This is a genomic window from Nonomuraea sp. NPDC005501 (assembly GCF_040605905.1).
Lineage (GTDB): Bacteria > Actinomycetota > Actinomycetes > Streptosporangiales > Streptosporangiaceae > Nonomuraea.
This window is the reverse complement of record NZ_JBEXDT010000109.1, coordinates 1-18,826: the sequence shown is the minus strand read 5'-3', so window position 1 is coordinate 18,826 and position 18,826 is coordinate 1. Positions and strand designations below refer to the sequence as shown.

General features: G+C 69.8%; 23 protein-coding genes. 13 read left to right on the top strand and 10 right to left on the bottom strand.

Annotated elements, in window-relative coordinates; translation table 11 throughout:
* Position 1 precedes the first annotated feature (1 nt).
* Positions 2-1,579: a hypothetical protein gene (locus ABZS51_RS36410; RefSeq protein WP_355451038.1), complete on the bottom strand. Its 1,578-nt coding sequence runs from the start codon at positions 1,577-1,579 to the stop codon at positions 2-4.
* A 430-nt stretch (positions 1,580-2,009) separates the two neighbouring features.
* Here ABZS51_RS36410 and ABZS51_RS36405 point away from each other — a divergent pair, with 430 nt between their 5' ends.
* Positions 2,010-2,219, top strand: coding sequence for a CATRA system-associated protein (locus ABZS51_RS36405; protein ID WP_355451035.1), 210 nt, complete (start codon positions 2,010-2,012; stop codon positions 2,217-2,219).
* 464 nt (positions 2,220-2,683) lie between these two features.
* On the opposite strand, the gene ABZS51_RS36400 is transcribed toward ABZS51_RS36405, so the two are convergent.
* Positions 2,684-3,094, bottom strand: coding sequence for a helix-turn-helix domain-containing protein (locus tag ABZS51_RS36400; protein WP_355451032.1), 411 nt, complete (start codon positions 3,092-3,094; stop codon positions 2,684-2,686).
* A 117-nt stretch (positions 3,095-3,211) separates the two neighbouring features.
* Here ABZS51_RS36400 and ABZS51_RS36395 point away from each other — a divergent pair, with 117 nt between their 5' ends.
* Positions 3,212-3,838, top strand: a complete 627-nt coding sequence (locus ABZS51_RS36395; RefSeq protein ID WP_355451029.1) for a lactate utilization protein — start codon at positions 3,212-3,214, stop codon at positions 3,836-3,838.
* Here the strand turns inward: ABZS51_RS36395 and ABZS51_RS36390 are convergent.
* Together ABZS51_RS36390 and ABZS51_RS36385 are read right to left on the bottom strand one after the other, a co-directional pair.
* Positions 3,768-4,205, bottom strand: a complete 438-nt coding sequence (locus ABZS51_RS36390) for a hypothetical protein (RefSeq protein WP_355451026.1) — start codon at positions 4,203-4,205, stop codon at positions 3,768-3,770. The genes ABZS51_RS36395 and ABZS51_RS36390 overlap by 71 nt on opposite strands.
* A gap of 2 nt (positions 4,206-4,207) precedes the next feature.
* Positions 4,208-4,348 (bottom strand): hypothetical protein, encoded by a 141-nt coding sequence (locus ABZS51_RS36385; RefSeq protein WP_355451023.1) that lies wholly within the window; start codon positions 4,346-4,348, stop codon positions 4,208-4,210.
* Between the two features lie 72 nt (positions 4,349-4,420).
* On the opposite strand from ABZS51_RS36385, the gene ABZS51_RS36380 reads away from it, so the two are divergent.
* The 7 genes from ABZS51_RS36380 to ABZS51_RS36350 all read left to right on the top strand — a co-directional run bounded on the left by ABZS51_RS36380 (position 4,421) and on the right by ABZS51_RS36350 (position 11,178).
* Entirely contained in the window at positions 4,421-5,299 is an 879-nt protein-coding gene (locus ABZS51_RS36380; protein WP_355451020.1) for an ABC transporter permease subunit, read from the top strand.
* A gap of 31 nt (positions 5,300-5,330) precedes the next feature.
* Positions 5,331-6,365, top strand: coding sequence for a glycine betaine ABC transporter substrate-binding protein (locus ABZS51_RS36375; protein ID WP_355451017.1), 1,035 nt, complete (start codon positions 5,331-5,333; stop codon positions 6,363-6,365).
* Entirely contained in the window at positions 6,349-7,140 is a 792-nt protein-coding gene (locus ABZS51_RS36370; RefSeq protein ID WP_355451014.1) for an ABC transporter ATP-binding protein, read from the top strand. The genes ABZS51_RS36375 and ABZS51_RS36370 overlap by 17 nt, the downstream gene beginning before the upstream one ends.
* Positions 7,141-7,162: 22 nt before the next feature.
* A complete protein-coding gene (locus ABZS51_RS36365) occupies positions 7,163-8,032 on the top strand; it encodes a TauD/TfdA family dioxygenase (RefSeq protein WP_355451011.1) in 870 nt (289 codons plus the stop codon).
* A gap of 14 nt (positions 8,033-8,046) precedes the next feature.
* Entirely contained in the window at positions 8,047-8,181 is a 135-nt protein-coding gene (locus ABZS51_RS36360; protein WP_355451008.1) for a hypothetical protein, read from the top strand.
* A gap of 573 nt (positions 8,182-8,754) precedes the next feature.
* Positions 8,755-9,813, top strand: coding sequence for an LLM class flavin-dependent oxidoreductase (locus tag ABZS51_RS36355; RefSeq protein ID WP_355451005.1), 1,059 nt, complete (start codon positions 8,755-8,757; stop codon positions 9,811-9,813).
* A gap of 144 nt (positions 9,814-9,957) precedes the next feature.
* Positions 9,958-11,178, top strand: a complete 1,221-nt coding sequence (locus ABZS51_RS36350) for a vanadium-dependent haloperoxidase (protein ID WP_355451002.1) — start codon at positions 9,958-9,960, stop codon at positions 11,176-11,178.
* Between the two features lie 115 nt (positions 11,179-11,293).
* Here ABZS51_RS36350 and ABZS51_RS36345 read toward each other — a convergent pair whose 3' ends face one another.
* The 4 genes from ABZS51_RS36345 to ABZS51_RS36330 form a co-directional block, all read right to left on the bottom strand.
* Complete coding sequence (locus ABZS51_RS36345) at positions 11,294-11,659, bottom strand: GNAT family N-acetyltransferase (protein ID WP_355451000.1); 366 nt, start codon at positions 11,657-11,659, stop codon at positions 11,294-11,296.
* 42 nt (positions 11,660-11,701) lie between these two features.
* Positions 11,702-12,805, bottom strand: a complete 1,104-nt coding sequence (locus ABZS51_RS36340; RefSeq protein WP_355450998.1) for an LLM class flavin-dependent oxidoreductase — start codon at positions 12,803-12,805, stop codon at positions 11,702-11,704.
* A gap of 122 nt (positions 12,806-12,927) precedes the next feature.
* Positions 12,928-13,272, bottom strand: a complete 345-nt coding sequence (locus ABZS51_RS36335; RefSeq protein WP_355450996.1) for a ferredoxin family protein — start codon at positions 13,270-13,272, stop codon at positions 12,928-12,930.
* Complete coding sequence (locus ABZS51_RS36330; RefSeq protein ID WP_355450993.1) at positions 13,269-14,852, bottom strand: FAD-binding protein; 1,584 nt, start codon at positions 14,850-14,852, stop codon at positions 13,269-13,271. The genes ABZS51_RS36335 and ABZS51_RS36330 overlap by 4 nt, the downstream gene beginning before the upstream one ends.
* An 82-nt stretch (positions 14,853-14,934) precedes the next feature.
* Between ABZS51_RS36330 and ABZS51_RS36325 the strand changes: the two genes are divergently transcribed.
* From ABZS51_RS36325 to ABZS51_RS36315, 3 genes are all read left to right on the top strand, one after another.
* The gene (locus ABZS51_RS36325) at positions 14,935-15,015 is read left to right on the top strand and encodes a putative leader peptide (protein ID WP_355451062.1); all 81 of its coding nucleotides are present in this window, start codon (positions 14,935-14,937) and stop codon (positions 15,013-15,015) included.
* Positions 15,016-15,080: 65 nt separating this feature from the next.
* Positions 15,081-16,037, top strand: a complete 957-nt coding sequence (locus tag ABZS51_RS36320; protein ID WP_355450990.1) for a TauD/TfdA family dioxygenase — start codon at positions 15,081-15,083, stop codon at positions 16,035-16,037.
* Positions 16,038-16,087: 50 nt separating this feature from the next.
* Positions 16,088-16,255: a hypothetical protein gene (locus tag ABZS51_RS36315; protein WP_355450987.1), complete on the top strand. Its 168-nt coding sequence runs from the start codon at positions 16,088-16,090 to the stop codon at positions 16,253-16,255.
* A gap of 349 nt (positions 16,256-16,604) precedes the next feature.
* Here the strand turns inward: ABZS51_RS36315 and ABZS51_RS36310 are convergent, their stop codons facing one another.
* Together ABZS51_RS36310 and ABZS51_RS36305 are read right to left on the bottom strand one after the other, a co-directional pair.
* Positions 16,605-16,973 (bottom strand): Mth938-like domain-containing protein, encoded by a 369-nt coding sequence (locus ABZS51_RS36310; protein WP_310714671.1) that lies wholly within the window; start codon positions 16,971-16,973, stop codon positions 16,605-16,607.
* 423 nt (positions 16,974-17,396) lie between these two features.
* The gene (locus ABZS51_RS36305; protein WP_355450984.1) at positions 17,397-18,104 is read right to left on the bottom strand and encodes an SDR family oxidoreductase; all 708 of its coding nucleotides are present in this window, start codon (positions 18,102-18,104) and stop codon (positions 17,397-17,399) included.
* Between the two features lie 58 nt (positions 18,105-18,162).
* On the opposite strand from ABZS51_RS36305, the gene ABZS51_RS36300 reads away from it, so the two are divergent.
* Positions 18,163-18,570 (top strand): MerR family transcriptional regulator, encoded by a 408-nt coding sequence (locus ABZS51_RS36300; protein WP_355450981.1) that lies wholly within the window; start codon positions 18,163-18,165, stop codon positions 18,568-18,570.
* The last annotated feature ends 256 nt before the right edge of the window (positions 18,571-18,826 follow it).

Here is an 18,826-nt window from a genome sequence, read left to right as displayed (position 1 = left end):
GTCAGTCGTTCGGCTTTTCGACGGTGACGACCTGGCTGGCCTCCGCTGGTCCGGTACGGGCGTCGCCAGCCCACCGTACGGTGTAGGTGTACTCCCCCGCTTCCGGCGTGTCGGTGAACCGGTACGACCCGAAGTCGCCGATCCACGCCCGCCACGAGGCGGTGTCGCCACCGTCGGCGTTGCGAACGGGCTGGACGGTGATCCAGACCCTCCTCGGCGGAGTGGTGCCATCGGCCTGCGACGTTCCGCTGAAGACCAGTGTCGTGCCAGCGATCGCGTTGGTCGGCCCCGTCAGCGTGAGCCCGGCCTTGTATCTGACCGCTGTGGTGACCGAGGCCTTGCTCCAGCGGTGCTCACCGTCGCCCTTCCAGAGCACGGTGTAGGTGGTCTGCCCGCCGGTCGGGGGCGTGTCGTTGAGGGTGAAGGTTCCATCCGCGGCGGTCGTCACGCCGGGCAGTTCCGCAGTGGTGCCGTCGGGCAGCTTGCGGGTCACGACGAGGGGCTGCACGCCCGAGGCCGTTTCGTCGGCGAACGTCAGTCGCCCCGTCATGGTGAGCGGTTGTTGGGCTGTCCCGCCGGGCTCCGCCGTCAACGTCAGCGTGCTCGCCGGCAGGGTCACGTCGTGGAGCCGCCACAGGTAGAGGTGGCCGGTGTCCGACTTCACCAGACTGTAGACGTCCCGGCCGGCGTACGCGGCGCTTCCGCTCACCATTTCGCCTTGTGGGGGGTTCATGGCGTAGACCGTGGTGCCCGAGGCCCTGTCGTACAGCGTCATCCCGACGCCCCCCGTGCGTCCGCCCGCGATGTAGGTGCCGTCCGGGCTGACGGCGACGGAGCGCGGGTATCCCTCGGCCTCGGGCCCCTTCTCGTAGTCGCGCACCTTGGCCAAGGTGGTGGCGTCCCACATGGTGAAGGCGTCCGGGAGCGCGAATGCCGAGATGATGTGCGAGCCGTCCGGGGTGACCGCGATGTCTTCCAGCCTGTAGTTGCTGTAGGTGTGTCCGTCGATCTCGCCGCGCAGGACGGGAGCGGCCCCGCTCACGTCGTAGACGAACAGGTCGGCCGGGCTGCCCGTGAATTCGCCGACCACCAGCGTGTCTCCAGCTGCCGCGATGTACGGGGACGACTTGAGCAGGGAGGTGTCGGCCACTGCCGGCTGGGACGTCGGTGCGGACAGATCGAAGCCGAGGACGCCGGTGGCGTCGCAGCCGTAGCCGATCCACAGCCGTTCGCCGGTGAGTGCCAGGCTGAAGGGGCATCCGTAGGCGGCGAGGTCGATGCGGCGTGTGATCTCCCGCGTAGCGGTGTCGATCTCGGCCACTTCCTTGGAGCCCTGCAGCGCCGCGTACACGCGGGTGCCGTCGGCCGTCATGGCCAGGCCGGAGGCGCCGGACACGCCGGTGATGGTCCCCTGGACCTCGCCGGAGGTGTCGGCGACAACGATGCGATTGTCGATGGACACGACGACCTTGTCGCCTCCGACCACGAGGTCGCCGCCATAGGCGAAGGCCCCGAGGTCGGTCATGGAATCCTCGGCCGAGGCCGTGGGGGCCAGGGTGACGAGGAGACCGGCGGTCAAGGCCAGAACGCCACCGAGCGCGGCTGGCCATGATGCGGTGGACCTGCGACGTATCGCGGGTAAGAGGCGCACGTGGATCTCCGCTCATGAGAGGTGAAGAAGGCGAAACGCCCTGATCAAGCCAGATGGGGACATCTCAGGTCAATATCGACGATCAGTAGTCACCAATGATCATCGACGCGATATCGGTCACCTATGGTGATCGCGGCAGGTCGAGAGTCTGGTAAGTGGCATCAAATCGTGACCATGGGTGGGTGAGACTGCGGTGAGCAGGCGCTTCGACTGCGCGCGGGAGTGCCGGATGAGTGAGCGCGCGTCACTGCCGCATCGTGTGATGATCACCTCTGAAGAGCCAGGCGGCCAGCTGTTGTTCTGGTGGTATCGCGGCTTGACCGTCGCTCCTACGATGGCGCCTATAGAGCGCGCGGGGGTGGCGGAGGTCTTGCGGCAGGTCTCGCAGTGGCAGCTTGCGGAGGAGCGCTGGGGCCAGATCGACAGGGCGCTATCCGCCGTGGAGCAGGCGTTGCACTCGGGGGTCGAGGACGCGATCGCGCCGGCCGTACGGGATCTGGAGTTGGCCGGGCCGTTGCGGATCAGGACCAGGCTGGGTGACCCGCCGTGGTGGGCGGCACCCGGATAGGTGGCGAGCAGCCGTTGGACGCCTGTGCCGAGCAGCCGCTCGCGCTGCTTGGAGCCGCATAGGAAGTGCGGTAGCGGCCTCTGCGATCATCGCGCCAGTCAGCCCGTGGTGCAGCGTCAGGTCGTCCTCCCGCCGCCAGGTGGCCGCCGGCCACTCCGCACCGCGCCGCGCGTCCTCCAGGTACGCCTTGTGCCCGGTGGCGGCGGCCAGATCCAAGCAAGCACAGCACGACCCCGGCCGCTCCCGAGTACAGGGACCGGGGCGCGGCCGCAGCGCCGACCTGCCGTGCCGGTGGAGGTTGGCCCGCCAGTGCCTGCCGTGCTCGTCGTCCACGGCGGCGGACCTGATCCAGCGCGCGGTCGAGATGGCGGCCGTCACCGGAGAGTGGGCACGAGCGCTCATGGGGCGAATCTCGGCCAAGCTCATGGCCGGGACTATGGCACTTCCGATTATTTCCGTAGGTTTTATTGAGACCCGTCAGGCGCGCGCCGGGCATCGTAGCGGCCGCGGGCACCCTCGATGTCGTCGTGGTGCTCAACGGCCCAGTCGATCAGCCCCCAGACCCGCTCGAGCAACGTGCGACCGAGCGGGGTCAGCTCGTAGTCGACGCGGGGCGGCACCTCGGCGTACACGCTGCGGGTGACCAGCCCGTCGCGTTCGAGCACGCGCAGAGTGGCGGTCAGCATGCGCTGACTGATGCCGGGAACGGTGCGCCTGAGCTCGTTGAAGCGGCGCGGGCCGGCTCCGAGCTCGTTGACGACCGCCAGGGTCCACTTGTCCCCCACACGGTTCAGGACGTCGCGTACCTGGCAGGTCGTCTCGTCGCGCGCCTTGAGCACGGAGCTCGCGCCGCTGGCGGGTCCGTCGGTGTTCATGGGTTCCCTCCGCTTCACTGAGGCAGAAAAAAGTGCCTACTTCCGGTAGGAATTCAGCGTTACTCAGAATGGTGCCGGTTACCAGTCGGAACCATCCCTCATCTCAGGGGATACATCATGTCCGTGCAAACTGTCGTGCCCGACGAGACGTTCGCCGCCCCCGCGCCCGCCGGGCAACTGGACCGCGCGACCGCCGCGTTGCGCGACAACGGCTTCATCGTGCACGTCGTGGACAGCGCCGCCGAGGCCCGCGAGCTCGTCACCGGACTGATCCCCGGCGACGAGAGCGTCTTCACCACCTCCAGCGAGACGCTCCGGCTGTCCGGCATCGCCGCGGACCTCGACGAGTCGGGCCGGTTCGCCTCCGTCCGGGCCGGGGCCGAGGACCCCAAGGGCGACGTGCAGGCGGTCGTCCGTCTCGGCGCCACGGCCGAGTACGTCGTGGGCAGCGTGCACGCGGTGACGGAGGAGGGCCACCTGGTCATCGCCTCGGCCAGCGGCAGCCAGCTCGCGCCGTACGCGTCGGGAGCCCGCAAGGTCGTCTGGGTGGCCGGCGCCCAGAAGGTGGTGCCGGACCTGGAGACGGCGCTGCGGCGGGTCCGCTCGTACAGCCTGCCGCGCGAGCACCGGCGCCTCCAGGAGTTCGGGCAGTCGTCGTTCATCGGCAAGATCCTCATCGTCGAGCGCGAGGCCCTGCCGGAGCGGGCCACGGTCGTGCTGGTGCGTGAGCCGATCGGCTTCTGAGCGGGTGCACCGGGACGCCGCTCTCGCCCGGCTGCTGGGCCCTGGGGTCGTATTCGGCGCGCACGTCCACCTCGAGCGCGTCCAGGGGCACCTCCAGCTCGGCCGCCTTGATGAGGAAGATGTGGGTCACGCAGCTCCCGAGCACGCCGGCCTGCAGCTCGGGCGAGGCGGGGCCGAGGTCGCAGCCGGCGACGTCGGGGCCGCTGTCACGGATGAGCTGGTGGTCCCTGATCCTGATGCGCCGGATTCCGCTGCGGCCCTCCGCGGTGACGTGGGCGTGCAGCGGTACCGGCCCGGACGCGGGGGCCACGCGGCGGGCCATCAGCGCGGTGCGCTTGTGCGACAGGTGTTCGCGAAGGGTGGTCATGATCACCTCAGGGTCATGTGGCCGAGCGGGGTGCCGAGCACGGCGCGCAGCGCTGTCTCGGGCCCCGGTGAGACGTCGAGCCGGACGCCGAGGGCGGCCAGGTCGCAATGACCTCGCTGCTCTCGTAGTCGTTGACGATCCACAGCTCGCGGTATAACCCTTAAAACTAGTAGGAAAAGTTGACTTTAGCGAGGTGCCGCCGTAGCTTCGTGGTCATGAGCCCGTCTGAGACGGCGACCTCGTCCACCTCGACGGCCGCCCCCTCGACCGCCGTTCCCGACGGCGGACCGGAGTCAGCCACCCGGCGACGGCGACCGGCGACACGCAGGATCGTGGTGCGCGTGCTCGCCGCGGCCGCACTCCTCGGCTTGTGGCAGCTCGCCGCGACCGCGGCGGCCAACCCCTCCTTCATCCCCTCCCCCGGCGCCGTGTGGGAGCAGCTCCTGCGGTTGTCCACGACGCACGACGGCATCCGCGGCTACAGCGGCAGCCTGCTCGTCGAGCACCTCGGGATCAGCCTGCGGCGCATCCTCATCGGATCCGCGATCGGCGTGGCAGGCGGACTCGTCGTGGGCGTCGTGCTCGGCACCGTGCCGTGGATCCGCGTCGTGGCCGAGCCGGTGGTCACGTTCGTGCGGGCGCTACCACCGCTGGCGTACTTCAGCCTGCTCATCATCTGGTTCGGCATCGACGAGACGCCCAAGCTGTGGCTGCTGGCGATCGCGGCACTGCCGCCGGCGGCGGTGGCCACCACCGCCGCGGTGCACGGCGCGCCGTCCGACCTGGTCGAGGCCGCCAGGGCGCTGGGCGCCAGGCGGCGCGACGTCATCCGGGACGTGGTGCTGCCCAACGCCCTGCCGGAGATCTTCACCGGCGTGCGCCTGGCCGTCGGCATCGCGTACTCGTCCGTGGTCGCCGCCGAGACGGTCAACGGCGTGCCCGGCATCGGCGGCATGGTGCGGGACGCCCAGCGTTACCTGCAGACCGACGTCGTGGTGCTGGGACTGCTGGCCATCGGCCTGTCGGGCCTGCTCATCGACGGCCTTTTGCGGGTCGCGGAGAAACGGCTCATCCCCTGGCGGGGCCGCTCGTGACCCGCCGCACGTCCCTCCTGAGGAAGCCGCCATGCGTCTGAGATTCCTGCTGTCCTTCGTGCTGATCACGGTCCTGGCCGCCTGCGGTGACGGTACCGCGTCCCGGGGAGGCGGTGACGACGCGGCGGCCAACCGCATCCGCCTCGCCTACCAGGCGTTCCCCAGCGGCGACCTCATCGTCAAGAACAAGAGGTGGCTGGAGGAGGCGCTGCCCGGCTACCGGATCCAGTGGACGAAGTTCGACTCCGGCGCCAGCATCAACACCGCCTTCGTGGCCGGCAGCGTGGACATCGCCGCCATCGGCTCCAGCCCCGTGGCCCGCGGACTGTCGGCCCCGCTGAACATCCCGTACCAGGTGGCGTTCGTGCTCGACGTGGCTGGCGACAACGAGGCCCTGGTCGTCAGGAACGACAGCGGCGTGTCGGCGATCGAGGGCCTGCGCGGCAAGAAGGTCGCCACGTCGTTCGCCTCGACCTCCCACTACAGCCTGCTGGCCGCGCTCGACCGGGCGGGGGTGCGCGAGTCGGAGCTGACCATCGTCGACCTCGAACCGCAGGACATCCTCGCCTCCTGGACGCGCGGCGACATCGACGCCGCCTACACCTGGCTGCCCACCCTGAAGGAGCTGGAGAAGGACGGCAAGGTCCTGGTCACCAGCCGGGAGCTGGCCACGGCCGGCAAGCCCACGCTGGACCTCGGGGTGGTGTCCACCACGTTCCTCAAGGCGCACCCGGACGCGGTGGACGCCTGGCGCAAGGCCGAGGCGAGGGCTCTACAGCTCATCACCGACAACCGCGCCGAGGCCGCCGCGGCCGTCGCCGCCGAGCTCAACCTGACCAAGGAGGACGCCGAGGACCAGCTCACCCAGGGCGTCTTCCTCAAGCCCGCCGACCTGGCCTCCGCCGAATGGCTCGGCACACCGGAGCGGCCGGGCGCGCTGGCCGAGAACCTCGTCAGCGCCGCGCGGTTCCTCAAGGACCTGCAGAAGATCGAAGCCGTCCCCGATCTGGCGGCCGTGCGGAACGCCATCTACAACAAGGGCCTGCCCGATGTCCTCACCCCTTGAGCTCGGTACGGAAACCGCCGTCCACGTGGAGGAGGTCGTGCACGTGTACGGGACGGGTGCGGACGCCGTGACGGCGCTCGGCCCGATCTCGCTGGACGTCCCCCGGGGCTCGTTCCTCGTGATCGTCGGGGCGTCCGGCTCCGGCAAGAGCACGCTGCTGCGCCTGATCGCCGGCTTCGAGCGGCCCACCGCCGGCGTCGTCCGCACCGCCGGAGCTCTGCCGGTGCCCGGCGCCGGCGCCGGGATCGTGTTCCAGCAGCCCCGGCTGTTCCCTTGGAAGAGCGTGGGCGGCAACGTCGGGCTCGCGCTGCGCTACGCCGGCGTCCCCCGCGAGGAACGCGCCCGCCGGGTGCCGGAGCTCCTGGAACGGGTCGGCCTGCACGACGTGGCCCACCGCCGGACCTGGCAGCTCTCCGGTGGTCAGCAACAGCGCGTGGCCATCGCCAGGGCGCTGGCGGGCGACAATCCGCTGCTGCTGCTCGACGAGCCGTTCGCGGCCCTGGACGCGCTCACCCGCGAGCGGCTGCAGGAGGACCTGCGCCGGGTCAGTGAGCAGACGGGCCGCACCTCCGTGTTCGTCACCCACAGCGTCGAAGAGGCGGTCTTCCTCGGCAGCCGCGTCGTCGTGCTCACCAGCAGGCCCGGCCAGATCGCCCTCGACCTCGACGTCCCTCTGCCCCGCACCGGCCTGGAGCCCGACGAGCTCCGCGCCCTCCCCGAGTACACGGCCCTGCGTGCCACCGTCAGTCATGCCGTCCGCGACGCCGCCGGATGACCACCACAGAACAGGAGCGCACATGTCCACACCCCTGGCCGCCAAGCTCACCCTGCGCCCGCTCGGACCGCACTTCGGCGCTCAGATAGAAGGGCTCGACCTGGCGACCGCCGCCGACGAGGAGTTGGCCGCGGTACGAGCCGCGCTCGTCCAGCGGAAGGTGCTCTTCTTCTCCGGGCAGACCCTCGACGAGGACGGACAGGTCACCCTGGGCCGCCGCCTCGGCGAGCTGACCGCATCCCACCCCGTCGTCGGCGGCGTGGACGAGGCACACCCGGAGATCTACGCGCTCGACAGCGCCGACAACGGCTTCGCCGACGTCTGGCACACCGACGTCACCTTCATGCCCCGCCCACCGCTCGGCTCGATCCTGCGTGCCGTGGTCCTGCCTCCCACCGGCGGGGACACGAGCTGGGCCGACAGCCAGCTCGCCTACGACTCCCTTGCCGCGCCCGTACGGGAACTGGCCGACCAGCTCACCGCGGTGCACGACGGCAACCGGGAGTTCGGCTACTACCTGGCCCAGCGGCGCGGCGGCAAGGGCAGCGTCTGGGACGGCGAGGTCGTCACCCGGCTGGACCCGGTGGAGCACCCCGTCGTACGCGTCCACCCCGAGACCGGACGCAAGGGCCTGTTCGTCAACCCCGGCTTCACCTCGCACGTCGTCGGCGTCTCCGAGGCTGAGAGCCGTCACATCCTCGACCTGCTCTACGCTCACCTGACCAAGCCGGAGCACATCATCCGCCACCGCTGGAGCCTCGGCGACGTGGCCATGTGGGACAACCGCAGCACATCCCACTACGCCAACCGCGACTACGGCACCGCCCACCGGGTCATGCACCGCATCACTCTGCGCGGCGACCGCCCGTTCGGGCCATCGTCCCCCCGCTGAAGGGGGGCCGCGCTGTGGCCGTGCCAGGCTCGGCCTTCAACGCGCTGTTCTGGTTGGGCGCGGGCGTGGCGGCCCTCGGCGTCGCGGTCGCCCCGTACGCCGTGCGCGCCCGGCCGGCGGCGGCATCACTCGCCTTCAGCGCTGGGTGACCTACCTGCGTGGCGAACGGCGACCGCGAAGCGAGTGGCATCGCCAACCGGCGAGACGGCGCCGGATAGCGCGCTGACGGCAGGTCGGGCCGCAGCAGCGGTGGCCGCCCCGTAGCCCGCTCCGGCAGTGGCGCCCCGCGTTCCCCGCAGTGCCGCGAAGCGGGGATCTGGTGACGTGACAGTGAGGACGAGTCACGAAACGACTCGGGTTTCGTGACGGTACGGGCCCGCAGCCCGTCCAGCGGCAACCGCACCAGCTGGGCGCCGCAGGCCTGGTCCCGATGTGCCCCAGGGCGGCGCCACCGACGGCGAGCGCCGACAGAACCGGCGAACCGTCCGCCGAAAACCCGTCGTCACCGGCGTGATCAGCGAATACCACCATGCCGCCTGACCACAGCTGAAATCCCGTAACTCACTATTCGAGCGGTACACGATCAGCGCTGACACAGCGCGCCGGCGAAGAAAGCGAAGTCAATCTCGCGCCCGGAGTATCGAAGCAACCAATTACCTACATGAAGAGTGGGCTTTGGAGAGCGATTGAGTCAATGGACCACCGAGCAGGAAGACCGACTGATGAATCTCCAGTTCCTCTGGTACATCCCCAACCAAGCGCAGCCCGGGCACCGCGGCGACGTCGTCGTCGAGGATCACAACAGCCTGGAGACCCTCACCAGCCAGGCCAAGGCCCTCGAGGAGCACGGGTGGGGAGGGGCGCTCATCGGCACCGGCTGGGGACGGCCCGACACCTTCACGGTCGCCACCGCCCTGGCCGCGCGGACGACGACTTTCCAGCCGCTGATCGCCGTCCGGCCCGGCTACTGGCATCCGGCGAAGTTCGCCTCCGCCGCCGCGACCCTCGACCATCTCAGCGGGGGACGGGTGCTGATCAACATCGTGTCGGGCAAGGACAACCTCGCGGCGTACGGCGACAGCGAAGGCGACCGGGCCCACCGCTACGCCCGCACCAAGGAGTTCCTCCAGCTCGTACGCAAGCTGTGGACCGAGGAGAACGTCACCTACCACGGCGAGCACTTCACCGTCACCGACTCCACCGTCGTGCCGCGCACAGTCGTCCGGGGCGAGCGCCGGCACCCCCGGCTCTACTTCGGCGGCGCCTCGGAAGCCGCCGAGAAGGTGGCCGCCACGGAGGCCGACGTCCAGCTCTTCTGGGGCGAGCCGCTCGACGGCATCGGGGAGCGGATCGAGCGGCTCAAGGAGCTCAGCGAGAAGCTCGGACGCGAGCACCCTCCGCTGGAGTTCGGGCTGCGGGTCACCACACTGGTGCGGGACACCACCGAACAGGCCTGGGCCGACGCCGAGGCCAAGGTCGTGCAGATGGCGAACGGCGGCATCGCACGCGACCCCAACCGGTTCACCGCCGTCGGCCAGGAACGGCTGCTCGACCTGGCCGCACGCGGAGAGGTTCTCGACGACAACCTCTACACCACCCCAGGTAAGTTCGGCGGCGGCGGCGCGGGCACCACCTGGCTGGTCGGCTCGGCCGAGGACGTGGCGAAGTCGCTGCGCAAATACCAGGCACTCGGCATCACCCACTTCGTGCTCTCCGACACCCCCTATCTGCCAGAGATCAAGCGTCAGGGCGACCGGCTCCTACCGCTGTTGCGCGGATGAGCGCCGATGCCTGATGCCACAGCCGAAGGCTCAGACCGACCGCATCCCTGTGCCGCTCAGAAAGGACGCCTCGCTTTGTCAACGCCTTCACCCCGCACGCGAAACACTCCGCCTCACCGGCTGCGCTCCGCCGTCACTGTGGCCGTGCTCGCCACCAGCACGGCCTTGAGCGGCACAGCCACCTCCGCGTCGACAGCGCGGACATCGGGCCCGCGCGACGTCGACGTGGCGGTGGAATGGTACGACGTCACCGCCGACACCATCGCCGCCGCCGGGTCTTCCACACAGGTCACCAACAGCCGCGCGTGGGCCATCAGCTGGGTGTCCGCCGCCCGCGCCCTGCGATCCGGTCCCCGCCTGCGCGCCTTCCAGGACGCCGCGCTCGCCTCCGCGGTCCGCACCTCACTCGTGAGCCTGATTCCGGCCCGCGCCGCCGAGTTGGACGCTGCGTTCGCGGCGACGCTGGCGCGCATCCCCGCCGGCCCGTCCAAGGATCGGGGTGTGGCGGCCGGAGCCGAGGAGGCGACGGCGCTGCTCACCGAACGAACCGATGACGGCCTGGACCCGGCGTCGGTCAACCCGCCGTACCCGGTCCCGCAAGCCGCGCCCGGAGTCTGGCAGCCCACGCCGCCGGCTCTCGGACCGGCCCTTCAAGCGGGCACGAGGTTTGCCAGACCCTTCCTCTTGGGCCGCGTCGACCGGTTCCGGCCAGGGCCTCCTCCCAAGCTCAGCTCTCCGGAATATCGGGCCGACCTTGAGGAAGTACGCGACTACGGCGCGGCGAACAGCATCGCACGCACGCAGGCCCAGACGGACATCGCGCAGTTCTGGCTGGGGTCCTCACTGACCGTCTACAACGGCGTCTTGCGTGCCGCCCTCGTCCAGTCCCGCCTGCCGGCATCGAGCAAGACCGAACTCGTCGCGCTCTTCCATGTCGCTCTGGTGGACACCCAGATCGCCACTTCGGATACCAAATACGCCTATGTGAGATGGCGCCCGGTCACCGCGCTTCGCGCCGTCGACACCGGCCACCCCTCCATCCCCTCGGATCCAGCCTGGACACCACTGCACACCACGCCGTCGCACCCCGACTACCCGAGCGGCCACAACACCTACGCCGGTGCCGCCGAGCAGGTGCTGACCGCACTGGTCGGCTCCCACTCCCGCGAACCGTTCGAGCTCACGAGCCCGACCGCGCCCGGGGTCACTCGCACCTACACCACATGGAAGGTCCTGACCGACGAGAACGTCGACGCCCGGGTCTGGTCGGGTATCCACACCCGCTCCGCCGACCAGGCCGGGGTGAGGTTGGGCCGCCAGGTCGCAGCCTACGCTCTACGTCACGCCGCACGACTGTTCTCGTAGGTCGTACCAGGAAGACCACTGAAGACCCATGTTCGGCCCCGTTCCTTCTGGACGGGGCCAGAACAACGGGCGGCTGGTGCCGACGGCCGTGGTCGCGCCGCGGCCGTCGCGTCGGTTATGTGATCGGCACCGGGGTACCCTGGGACGGATCCAGCGCCGGAACACGTACGGCGCGGAAGTCCGGGGTGCGGCGCAGGCGGAAGCCGAGCCGCTCGTACAGGCGGATCGCGCCGATATCGGCGGCCGACGCGTGCAGGAACGGCGTCTCGCCCCGGTTCCGGATCATCGCCACCAGCACGCCGCCGGACCTGAGGCCGAGGTAGACGCCGAGCTCGATGGTACGCGGCCGGAACGGGCCCGGCTTCGTCCGCCTGACGAGATCCAGCATCTCCGGCACGTCCTCCGTGCCCAGCCGGACCACGTCGGCGTCGTCCGCACCGGCAACGTGCTCACCGCTCAGCTGGACTCCCCGAACGTTCATCGCCTCCTCCCAGCCGACCGGAGCCACCGATATCGGGCGCGGTCATGGCGCGACCCGGCTCAGCGGTGCCCGCTGCCGGTCCCGTTCGGCTACCCCCTCACGGACCAGCGGGATCACATGCCGCCCGAAGTCGATGGCGTCGTCCAGGATGTCGTAGCCCCGGGCCGAGAGGATCTCGACGCCCAGGTCGTAGTAGTCCAGCAGGGCCTCGGCGACGGTCTCGGGGGTGCCGACGAGCGCCGTCGAGTTGCCCGCACCCTGCGTGGCCGCGGCGGTCGGCGTCCACAACGCGCGGTCGTGCCGTTCCCCCTTGGCCGCGACCTCGAGCAGCCGCTGCGAGCCGGCGTTCTGCGGCGGGCCGGACAACCGGCGCCGGTTCGCCCCCACCCTGTGCAGATCCCCCAGGATGCGCCGGGCCTTCTCCCAGGCCAGCTCCTCGGTCGGCGCTATGATCGGCCGGAACGCCACCTGGAACTTGGGCACGTCACTTCGCCCCGCTCGCAACGCCGCCTGCTTCACCAAGGCGATCTGCTGTGCCGTCTCGGCCAGCGGCTCACCCCACAGGCAGTAGATGTCGGCCTCCGCCCCGCCCGCCGCGTAGGCGGCCTCCGACGATCCACCGAAGGACACCCTGGGCCGCGGCTGCTGCAGCGGGAACACGTCCGAGACGAAATCCCTGAACGAGTAGTGCTCGCCCTCGTGGTCGAACGGCTCCCTCGACGTCCAGCCCTTCTTGACGATCTGGATGTACTCCCTGGTCCGGGAGTAACGCTCGTCCTTGGTCAGGACGTCGCCCTCCCTGCCCTGCTCGTGGTCGTTACCGCCGGTGATGAAGTGCACCGTCAGCCGCCCGTCGCTGATCTGGTCGAGGGTGGCGAAGGTCTTGAGCGCGTACGTCGGGTAGGACACGTTCGGCCGGTGCGCCAGCAGGATCTGCAGGTCTTCGACCCTGGTCGCCACGTAGGCGGCCACCTGCGCCGGATCGGGCGAGCCCGAGCCGTAGGCGAACAGCACCCGATTCCAGCCGTACTCCTGGTGGGCGCGCGCGAGCCGCAGCGTGTACTGCTTGTCGAAGGAGGAACCCGAGCGCGGAGAGGTCTCCGAGCCGTCATTGGTCCCGCCGATCCCGAGAAACTCCACAGGCATGAGCCGAAACCTTTCCGATGTTCGTCAGCGAATGGTCTTGTCGTGCGTGGCCGGGAAGACGGCACTCTGACCAAGCACACAGCCGTACGGCTGCCGCCGGCTACGGCGTGGACGCCGCCGCGTCACGAGATGATCACCTGCGACGCCGCTGGCAGCACCGGCCCGATCGCCCGCCGCGCACCCGGGGTGCGCCCGTACCCCCAGCCGATCTGCGCGCGGTAACCGCCCAGCAATCCCCGCTCGGCCAGTTCCGTCGCATCGGGCGGCTCCGGGAGCGGGTGCGCGACCGGAGCCACGTAGAGGGCGTCCACCGGGCAGTACGCCTCGCACATGAAGCACGTCTGGCAGTCACCCTGCCGCGCAATCAGCGGCACCCCGTCATCCCCTCGCTCGAAGACGTCCGTCGGGCAGACCTGTATGCACTTGTCGCAGGCGATGCACCGGTCGCGCACCACGATCTCGATCACGACGCCACCGCCAGGGGCCGCCCGGTCTCGGGCGCGACCCACACCTCGTCGAGCCCGCCGCAGCTCAGCCGGTGGTGCTGGGCCGGGTCGGAACCCGGGTAGTCCTCGCGCTTGTGCATGCCGCGGCTCTCGGTCCTGGCCAGCGCGCTGGCGTACATCCAGCGGGCGTGGGCCGCCATCGCGGCCGCCGAGCGGGCGCGCACGACGTCGGGGCCATCCGCGCGCAGGGCCTGCCTGGCCCGCGTCCAGGTCTCATCGAGCGAGGCCAGGGCGGGCGCGAGCCGGTCGCCGTGGCGCAGGTAGTTCTTCTCGTACGGCAGCACCTCGGCCTGGACCGCCTCGACGATCTCGCGGTGCCCGGCCCGGCCGGCGCCGGTCGGCCGCAGCCCGGCGCCGCCGGCCCCGATCACTGCGCGCCTGGCCGCGCGGGCGCCCGACGTGCGGGCGTGACGGGCGGCGGCCTGCCCCGCCCAGGTGCCGGACGACATGGCCCACGCCGCGTTGTGGCTGCCGCCGCCGGTGAAGCCGCCGCAGATCGGCTCTCGGGTGGCCGCGTCACCGGCGGCGTACAGTCCGGGGACGGAGGTCGCGCAGTCGTAGCCGGTGAGGCGGATGCCGCCGGTCCCGCGCACGGTGCCCTCGGCCAGCAGCGTGACAGGGAACAGCTCGGCGAAGGGGTCGATGCCCTGGCGGTCGAAGGGGAGGAAGAAGTTGGGCTGGGCCAGCCGCATCGTCTGTCTGATCTCTTCCCCGGCCTGGTCGAGTCGGCAGAAGACGCGCTCGGACAGCAGCGCCCGCGCGATCACGGACCGGCCGCGCGTGCTGCCCGCGCCTTCCAGGACACTTCCGTCGGCGTGGTAGAAGGTGGCGTAGGAGTAGAAGGCGGTCTTGGTCACCGAGGTGAACTCGGGGGCGATGGCATAGGCGTTGGAGAACTCCATGCCGGACAGCTCGGCCCCGGTCTCCGCGGCTAGCAGCGCCCCGTCGCCGGTGTTGACGTCGCAGCCGAGTGCCTTGCTGAGGAAGGCGCAGCCGCCGGTGGCCAGCACCACCGCACCCGCGCGTACCCCATAGGACCGGTCGTGCTGCCTGCGGTAACCGGCCGCGCCTGCGACCGCGCCCTCCGCGTCCACCAGCAGCTCGGTAAGGGGGCTGTGATCGAGCACGCGCACCCCCGAGCGGCGTGCGCGGATGCGCATGCGGCGCATGTACTCGGGGCCTTGCAGGCCGCGCCTGATCTGATGGCCGTCATCGCCCACGGGGAAGGGGTAGCGGCTCACCTCGGCCAGCTCGTTCATGTTGGCGTAGGTCTGGTCGAGGACGCGGGCCATCCAGCTCCGGTCGGCGAGGTAGCCGCCCAGGGCCTCCCTGGAGGCCATCGCTTCCTCGCGCGCCGCAGGGTCGGGATCGACGTACCACACGCCGGTGCCGGCGGCGGCCGTGGCACCGCTCGTGCCGAGATAGCCCTTGTCCACCAGGACGACGTCGGCACCCGCCTCGGCGGCCTTGATCGCGGCCCACGCGCCCGCGGGCCCGCCGCCCGCGACCAGGACGTCGGCCGTGACATCGAGATCGGTCATGCCCTGAAGCTAAGAGCAGGGATGTCTAAAGTCAACATTTCCTACTTGACATACATGAATTCCTGAATGCACGATCTGGTTTGTGAAGAGCAGCGAGCTTCTGGTGGCTCGCCTCCACGTCGATCTCAGACGGCAGGCGAGCGCGCTCTGTGCCATGCGGTGACCTCCGGGTCCCGCCATCCCCGTTTCCGCTCGAACACCCGTCAAAGCTTCAGGGAGCACTTCACCATGTCATCCTCGTCCATCCTCGCCATCAAACGCGTCGCCGGGCACATCGGCGCCGAGATCGCCGGCGTCGACCTCGCCCACCCCCTCGACCCCACCACGGTCGAGGAGATCCGCCAGGCCCTGCTCGCCCACAAGGTGGTCTTCTTCCGCGGACAGAACCTCGACCACGCCGCCCAGATCGCCTTCGCCCGCCAGTTCGGCGAGCTCACCCACGCCCACCCGCACGAGGACGCCCCGCCGGAGGAGTTCCCGCAGATCCTCACCATCGACCCGCGCCGCTACGAGGAACGGTACGGCGCGAACTACCGCGAGCTGTACCGCAAGCGGCAGTACTCCTACTACTCCGGCTGGCACACCGACGTCACCGCCGCCGTCAACCCGCCCGCCGCCTCGATCCTGCGCGCCGAGACCGTCCCCGAGTTCGGCGGCGACACCCAGTGGACCAACCTGGTCGCCGCCTACGAGGGCCTGTCGGCGCCACTACGCGACTTCGTGGACGGCCTGCGCGCCGAGCACCGCTTCCTCGCCGGCCACCAGACCACCGACGAGGACGGCAAACTGGTCAAGCGGATCAACGACAACCTGCTGGTCTCCGTGCATCCGGTGGTGCGGGTGCATCCCGACACCGGTGAGCGGGCGCTGTTCGTCAACCCGGGCTTCACCGACCACATCGTCGGCCTCTCGGCTCTGGAGAGCCGTCGCGTCCTGGAGTTGCTGTACGAGCAGATCACCCGTCCCGAGTACACCGTCCGCTTCCGCTGGCAGCCGGGTAGCGTCGCCTTCTGGGACAACCGGGCCACCGCTCACCTCGCCCCGACCGACCTCGACCACCTCGATGTCCAGCGCACCCTGCACCGGGTCACCCTGATCGGTGACCGCCCCGTCGGCCCCGACGGGTTCGTCTCCGAAATCGTCGCCGGCCGCGAGTTCCGGGCCGAGGCCCTCGTCGTCGCCTGACGACCCGAGACCGTGCGGGCGGGGTTGGGGGTCTCCGCCCGCACCGCGGCGTGCGCGACATTCCGAGCGTCACCATGTTCCAACTGCCGGCAGCGCCCCAGCCCTGGTCCATCACCCAAGCGGCCGTCATCGAGGACCCCGCCGGCGTGCCGCCGGAGATCGCCGCAGAGCGGGAGCGCCAGCCGCCGCTCTGGCTCGTCAAACCCGTCGTCACGTGAACGGCGTCCGGTACCTCGACCGGGCCGAACCGCGCTCGCTGTACTGTCGGCAACTACGAGCGCTTCTGGGGCCGCGTTCTCCGCAGCCTCCTCCTCGGCGTCGCGCAGCGCGAACGTCACGCCGGGCATGATCTTCGACTGGTGCGGCTCGCGACCGTACCTGGCCAGGCGGCGCTTGGCGTCGGCGTAGAAGCCCTTGCCATCCTCCAGCCCGCCGTGCGGTGTGACCATCACATCGGCGTTGACGGCGGCGAACTAGCAGCCCTCCTCGGAGTCGCCCGCCTGATGAAGGAGTCAGCGAGCCATTCCACGTATGTTCCGGATCTTGTGGAGGGGGGAATGCCGCTGATCAACAAGTGGAGTGGATCAATCCACCCACGGGGGTGGTCTCCGCCAGAGCGTTGTAACGCTCGACGGCGGCCGTCGTCTCCTCCACATAGATCTCGACGCCTTTCTCCATCAAGAGGTCCAGCGTCTCGGGGCAGGTCTGAAGGACCAGCCGCATGCCACGGGAAAGAACGATTGCTTGGCTGCCGTTGTGGAGGAGTTCTTGGACGTCTGCAGGCTGGATGCCGGGCGTGTGCCGTGTGCCGGTCTCGTTCCAGTCCCAGGGCCGTCCACCACCGGGGTAGAGCTTGAAGTCCTTGCCTTCGCCCAGACCCTCGACCACCGTATGGCCCCAGGAGATCTGTGTGATCAGCGGTGATCGACGCTCCATACGGCGAGACTACTTGTCGTCATGTCGCAGGCATAAGCCTGGCCCCGCCTGATCGTCTCGTCGCCGTCGTCCATCCGTCAGGGAAGTGGAGCTCCCCACTGGAAGAACGACCTTCACCTCTGGCCGCTGGTCTGCTCGGCTTGTCCTGGGCGACGGTGGCGGGAAGATCAGGCTTCCACCTCAGCCACTGATCTCCTGGCCCTATGGCGATCATCCCGGACCCTGAGGCCCCCCGCCGGAGGCATATGTGAGATAACCCCAGAGTTCGTTGAGTAGTCGGGCGTGGCCATAGCCGCAGGACCTGGGCTTACGCCACCTCGCTCTGGTCTCGCTGTACCACACCCTGCTGGCGGGTGCGGCTCAACGTACGGGCCGCGCCTGTAGGTCACGGCCGCGGGCGCCGTGACCTACAGGCGCAGCACGTCAGACCGTGAGGGCGGCCGCCGCTTCACGGTAGATGACATTCGGGTCCTCGGACAGCCATGCCTTCACCTGACGGCTCCAGTCGTCGGCGAGCACCTCAGGCCGGTGTGCCTCAAGACCGTCGAGGGCCGCCGCGACGATCGCCTCGGGGGCGCTCTTGTCGCCGTTGTACCAGGCCATCATGTCGGTGTCCGCAGCGCCCAGGTGCAGGCCCGTCACCAGAGTGCGCTGGTGGGCCAGCTCCAGGCGTGCGTTGTTGGTGAGCGCCCACTCGGCGGCCTTCGCCGCGTGGTATCCGCCCGCCCCGTCGACGGCGAGCCACGAGATCGCGGACAGAACGTTGAGGATCGCGCCGTCGGCCAGTTGGGGCGCGAAGGCACGGATCACGTTGAGAGTGCCATAGAAGTGGGTGTCCATCTCACGGCGAATCGGGTCCAGATCCCCGGTGACCAGATTCGCCCCGGTCGAGATTCCCGCATTGTTAATGACGATCTTGACATCAGGTGCCGCTGCCGCTGCGGCGGCGACCGATGCCGGATCCGTGATGTCGAGGCGCAGCGGGACGACCCCCGGTACGTCGATGAGCTCCGGGCGGCGGGCGGTGGCGTACACCTTTCCTGCGCCACGGTCGAGGAGAGACAGGACGAATTGCCGTCCCAGGCCCCGGTTGGCTCCGGTCACCAGCACATGTGCTCCGTTGATCTGCATGCCGCTAGGCTAAAACCTGACGTTGACGTCAGAGGCAAGTCTTGTGGTGGAGGTCACGGTGCGCATCGGCGAGTTGGCGGCAAGGTCGGGCGTCAGCGCGCGGGCCCTGCGCTATTACGAAGAGCAGGGACTGTTGGACGCATACCGGAGCGACTCCGGGCAGCGCCACTACCCCGAGTCGGCGGCCGACCGTGTCCAGCTGATCCAGATGCTTTACGCGGCCGGCCTGTCCAGCCGGACCATCGCCGAACTGCTGCCCAGCTGCGAGGCCAAGGTCAGTACTCCGCAGTCGCGTGCCCGGCTCGCCGCCGAGCGCGATCGCATCGATGCCCAGATCGCCGCGTTGACCCGTACCCGTGACCGCCTGGACGCGGTCATCCGGGTCTCCGGAAGCCCGGACAGCGGCTGCACGTGGATCGCGGACCAGGACGTCGCTGCAGAGGCGAGTCTCTCCGCGACGCCGTGATCGCCGTAGCCAGGTCGGACTCGATGCCAAGACCGCGGTCCGTTACACAGAGAACGCCCGAGCACTCCTGACGACCGCCGCAGAGCAACGAGATCCCGCCGGCGCCTCGGCCGGCAGCCGGTTCGTGCAGGCCCGCGACAAGCAGACCAGTGAGCTGGTCTGCTTGTCGAGCACGCCCGAACCCGCCGCGCGAAACCGGCGGGCCTCCTCAGCCGCCTAGAGCGGCGAGCTCCTCGGAGGTCAGGACCAGGTCCGC

What these genes read in the sequence shown, in the direction of transcription:
- ABZS51_RS36340 (WP_355450998.1), bottom strand. Translation starts at nt 12,805, where the DNA reads ATGCCTGTGGAGTTTCTCGGGATCGGCGGGACCAATGACGGCTCGGAG.
- ABZS51_RS36355 (WP_355451005.1), top strand. Translation starts at nt 8,755, where the DNA reads ATGAATCTCCAGTTCCTCTGGTACATCCCCAACCAAGCGCAGCCCGGG.
- ABZS51_RS36370 (WP_355451014.1), top strand. Translation starts at nt 6,349, where the DNA reads ATGTCCTCACCCCTTGAGCTCGGTACGGAAACCGCCGTCCACGTGGAG.
- ABZS51_RS36390 (WP_355451026.1), bottom strand. Translation starts at nt 4,205, where the DNA reads ATGACCACCCTTCGCGAACACCTGTCGCACAAGCGCACCGCGCTGATG.
- ABZS51_RS36305 (WP_355450984.1), bottom strand. Translation starts at nt 18,104, where the DNA reads ATGCAGATCAACGGAGCACATGTGCTGGTGACCGGAGCCAACCGGGGC.
- ABZS51_RS36310 (WP_310714671.1), bottom strand. Translation starts at nt 16,973, where the DNA reads ATGGAGCGTCGATCACCGCTGATCACACAGATCTCCTGGGGCCATACG.
- ABZS51_RS36365 (WP_355451011.1), top strand. Translation starts at nt 7,163, where the DNA reads ATGTCCACACCCCTGGCCGCCAAGCTCACCCTGCGCCCGCTCGGACCG.
- ABZS51_RS36320 (WP_355450990.1), top strand. Translation starts at nt 15,081, where the DNA reads ATGTCATCCTCGTCCATCCTCGCCATCAAACGCGTCGCCGGGCACATC.
- ABZS51_RS36400 (WP_355451032.1), bottom strand. Translation starts at nt 3,094, where the DNA reads ATGAACACCGACGGACCCGCCAGCGGCGCGAGCTCCGTGCTCAAGGCG.
- ABZS51_RS36380 (WP_355451020.1), top strand. Translation starts at nt 4,421, where the DNA reads ATGAGCCCGTCTGAGACGGCGACCTCGTCCACCTCGACGGCCGCCCCC.
- ABZS51_RS36330 (WP_355450993.1), bottom strand. Translation starts at nt 14,852, where the DNA reads ATGACCGATCTCGATGTCACGGCCGACGTCCTGGTCGCGGGCGGCGGG.
- ABZS51_RS36345 (WP_355451000.1), bottom strand. Translation starts at nt 11,659, where the DNA reads ATGAACGTTCGGGGAGTCCAGCTGAGCGGTGAGCACGTTGCCGGTGCG.
- ABZS51_RS36375 (WP_355451017.1), top strand. Translation starts at nt 5,331, where the DNA reads ATGCGTCTGAGATTCCTGCTGTCCTTCGTGCTGATCACGGTCCTGGCC.
- ABZS51_RS36395 (WP_355451029.1), top strand. Translation starts at nt 3,212, where the DNA reads ATGTCCGTGCAAACTGTCGTGCCCGACGAGACGTTCGCCGCCCCCGCG.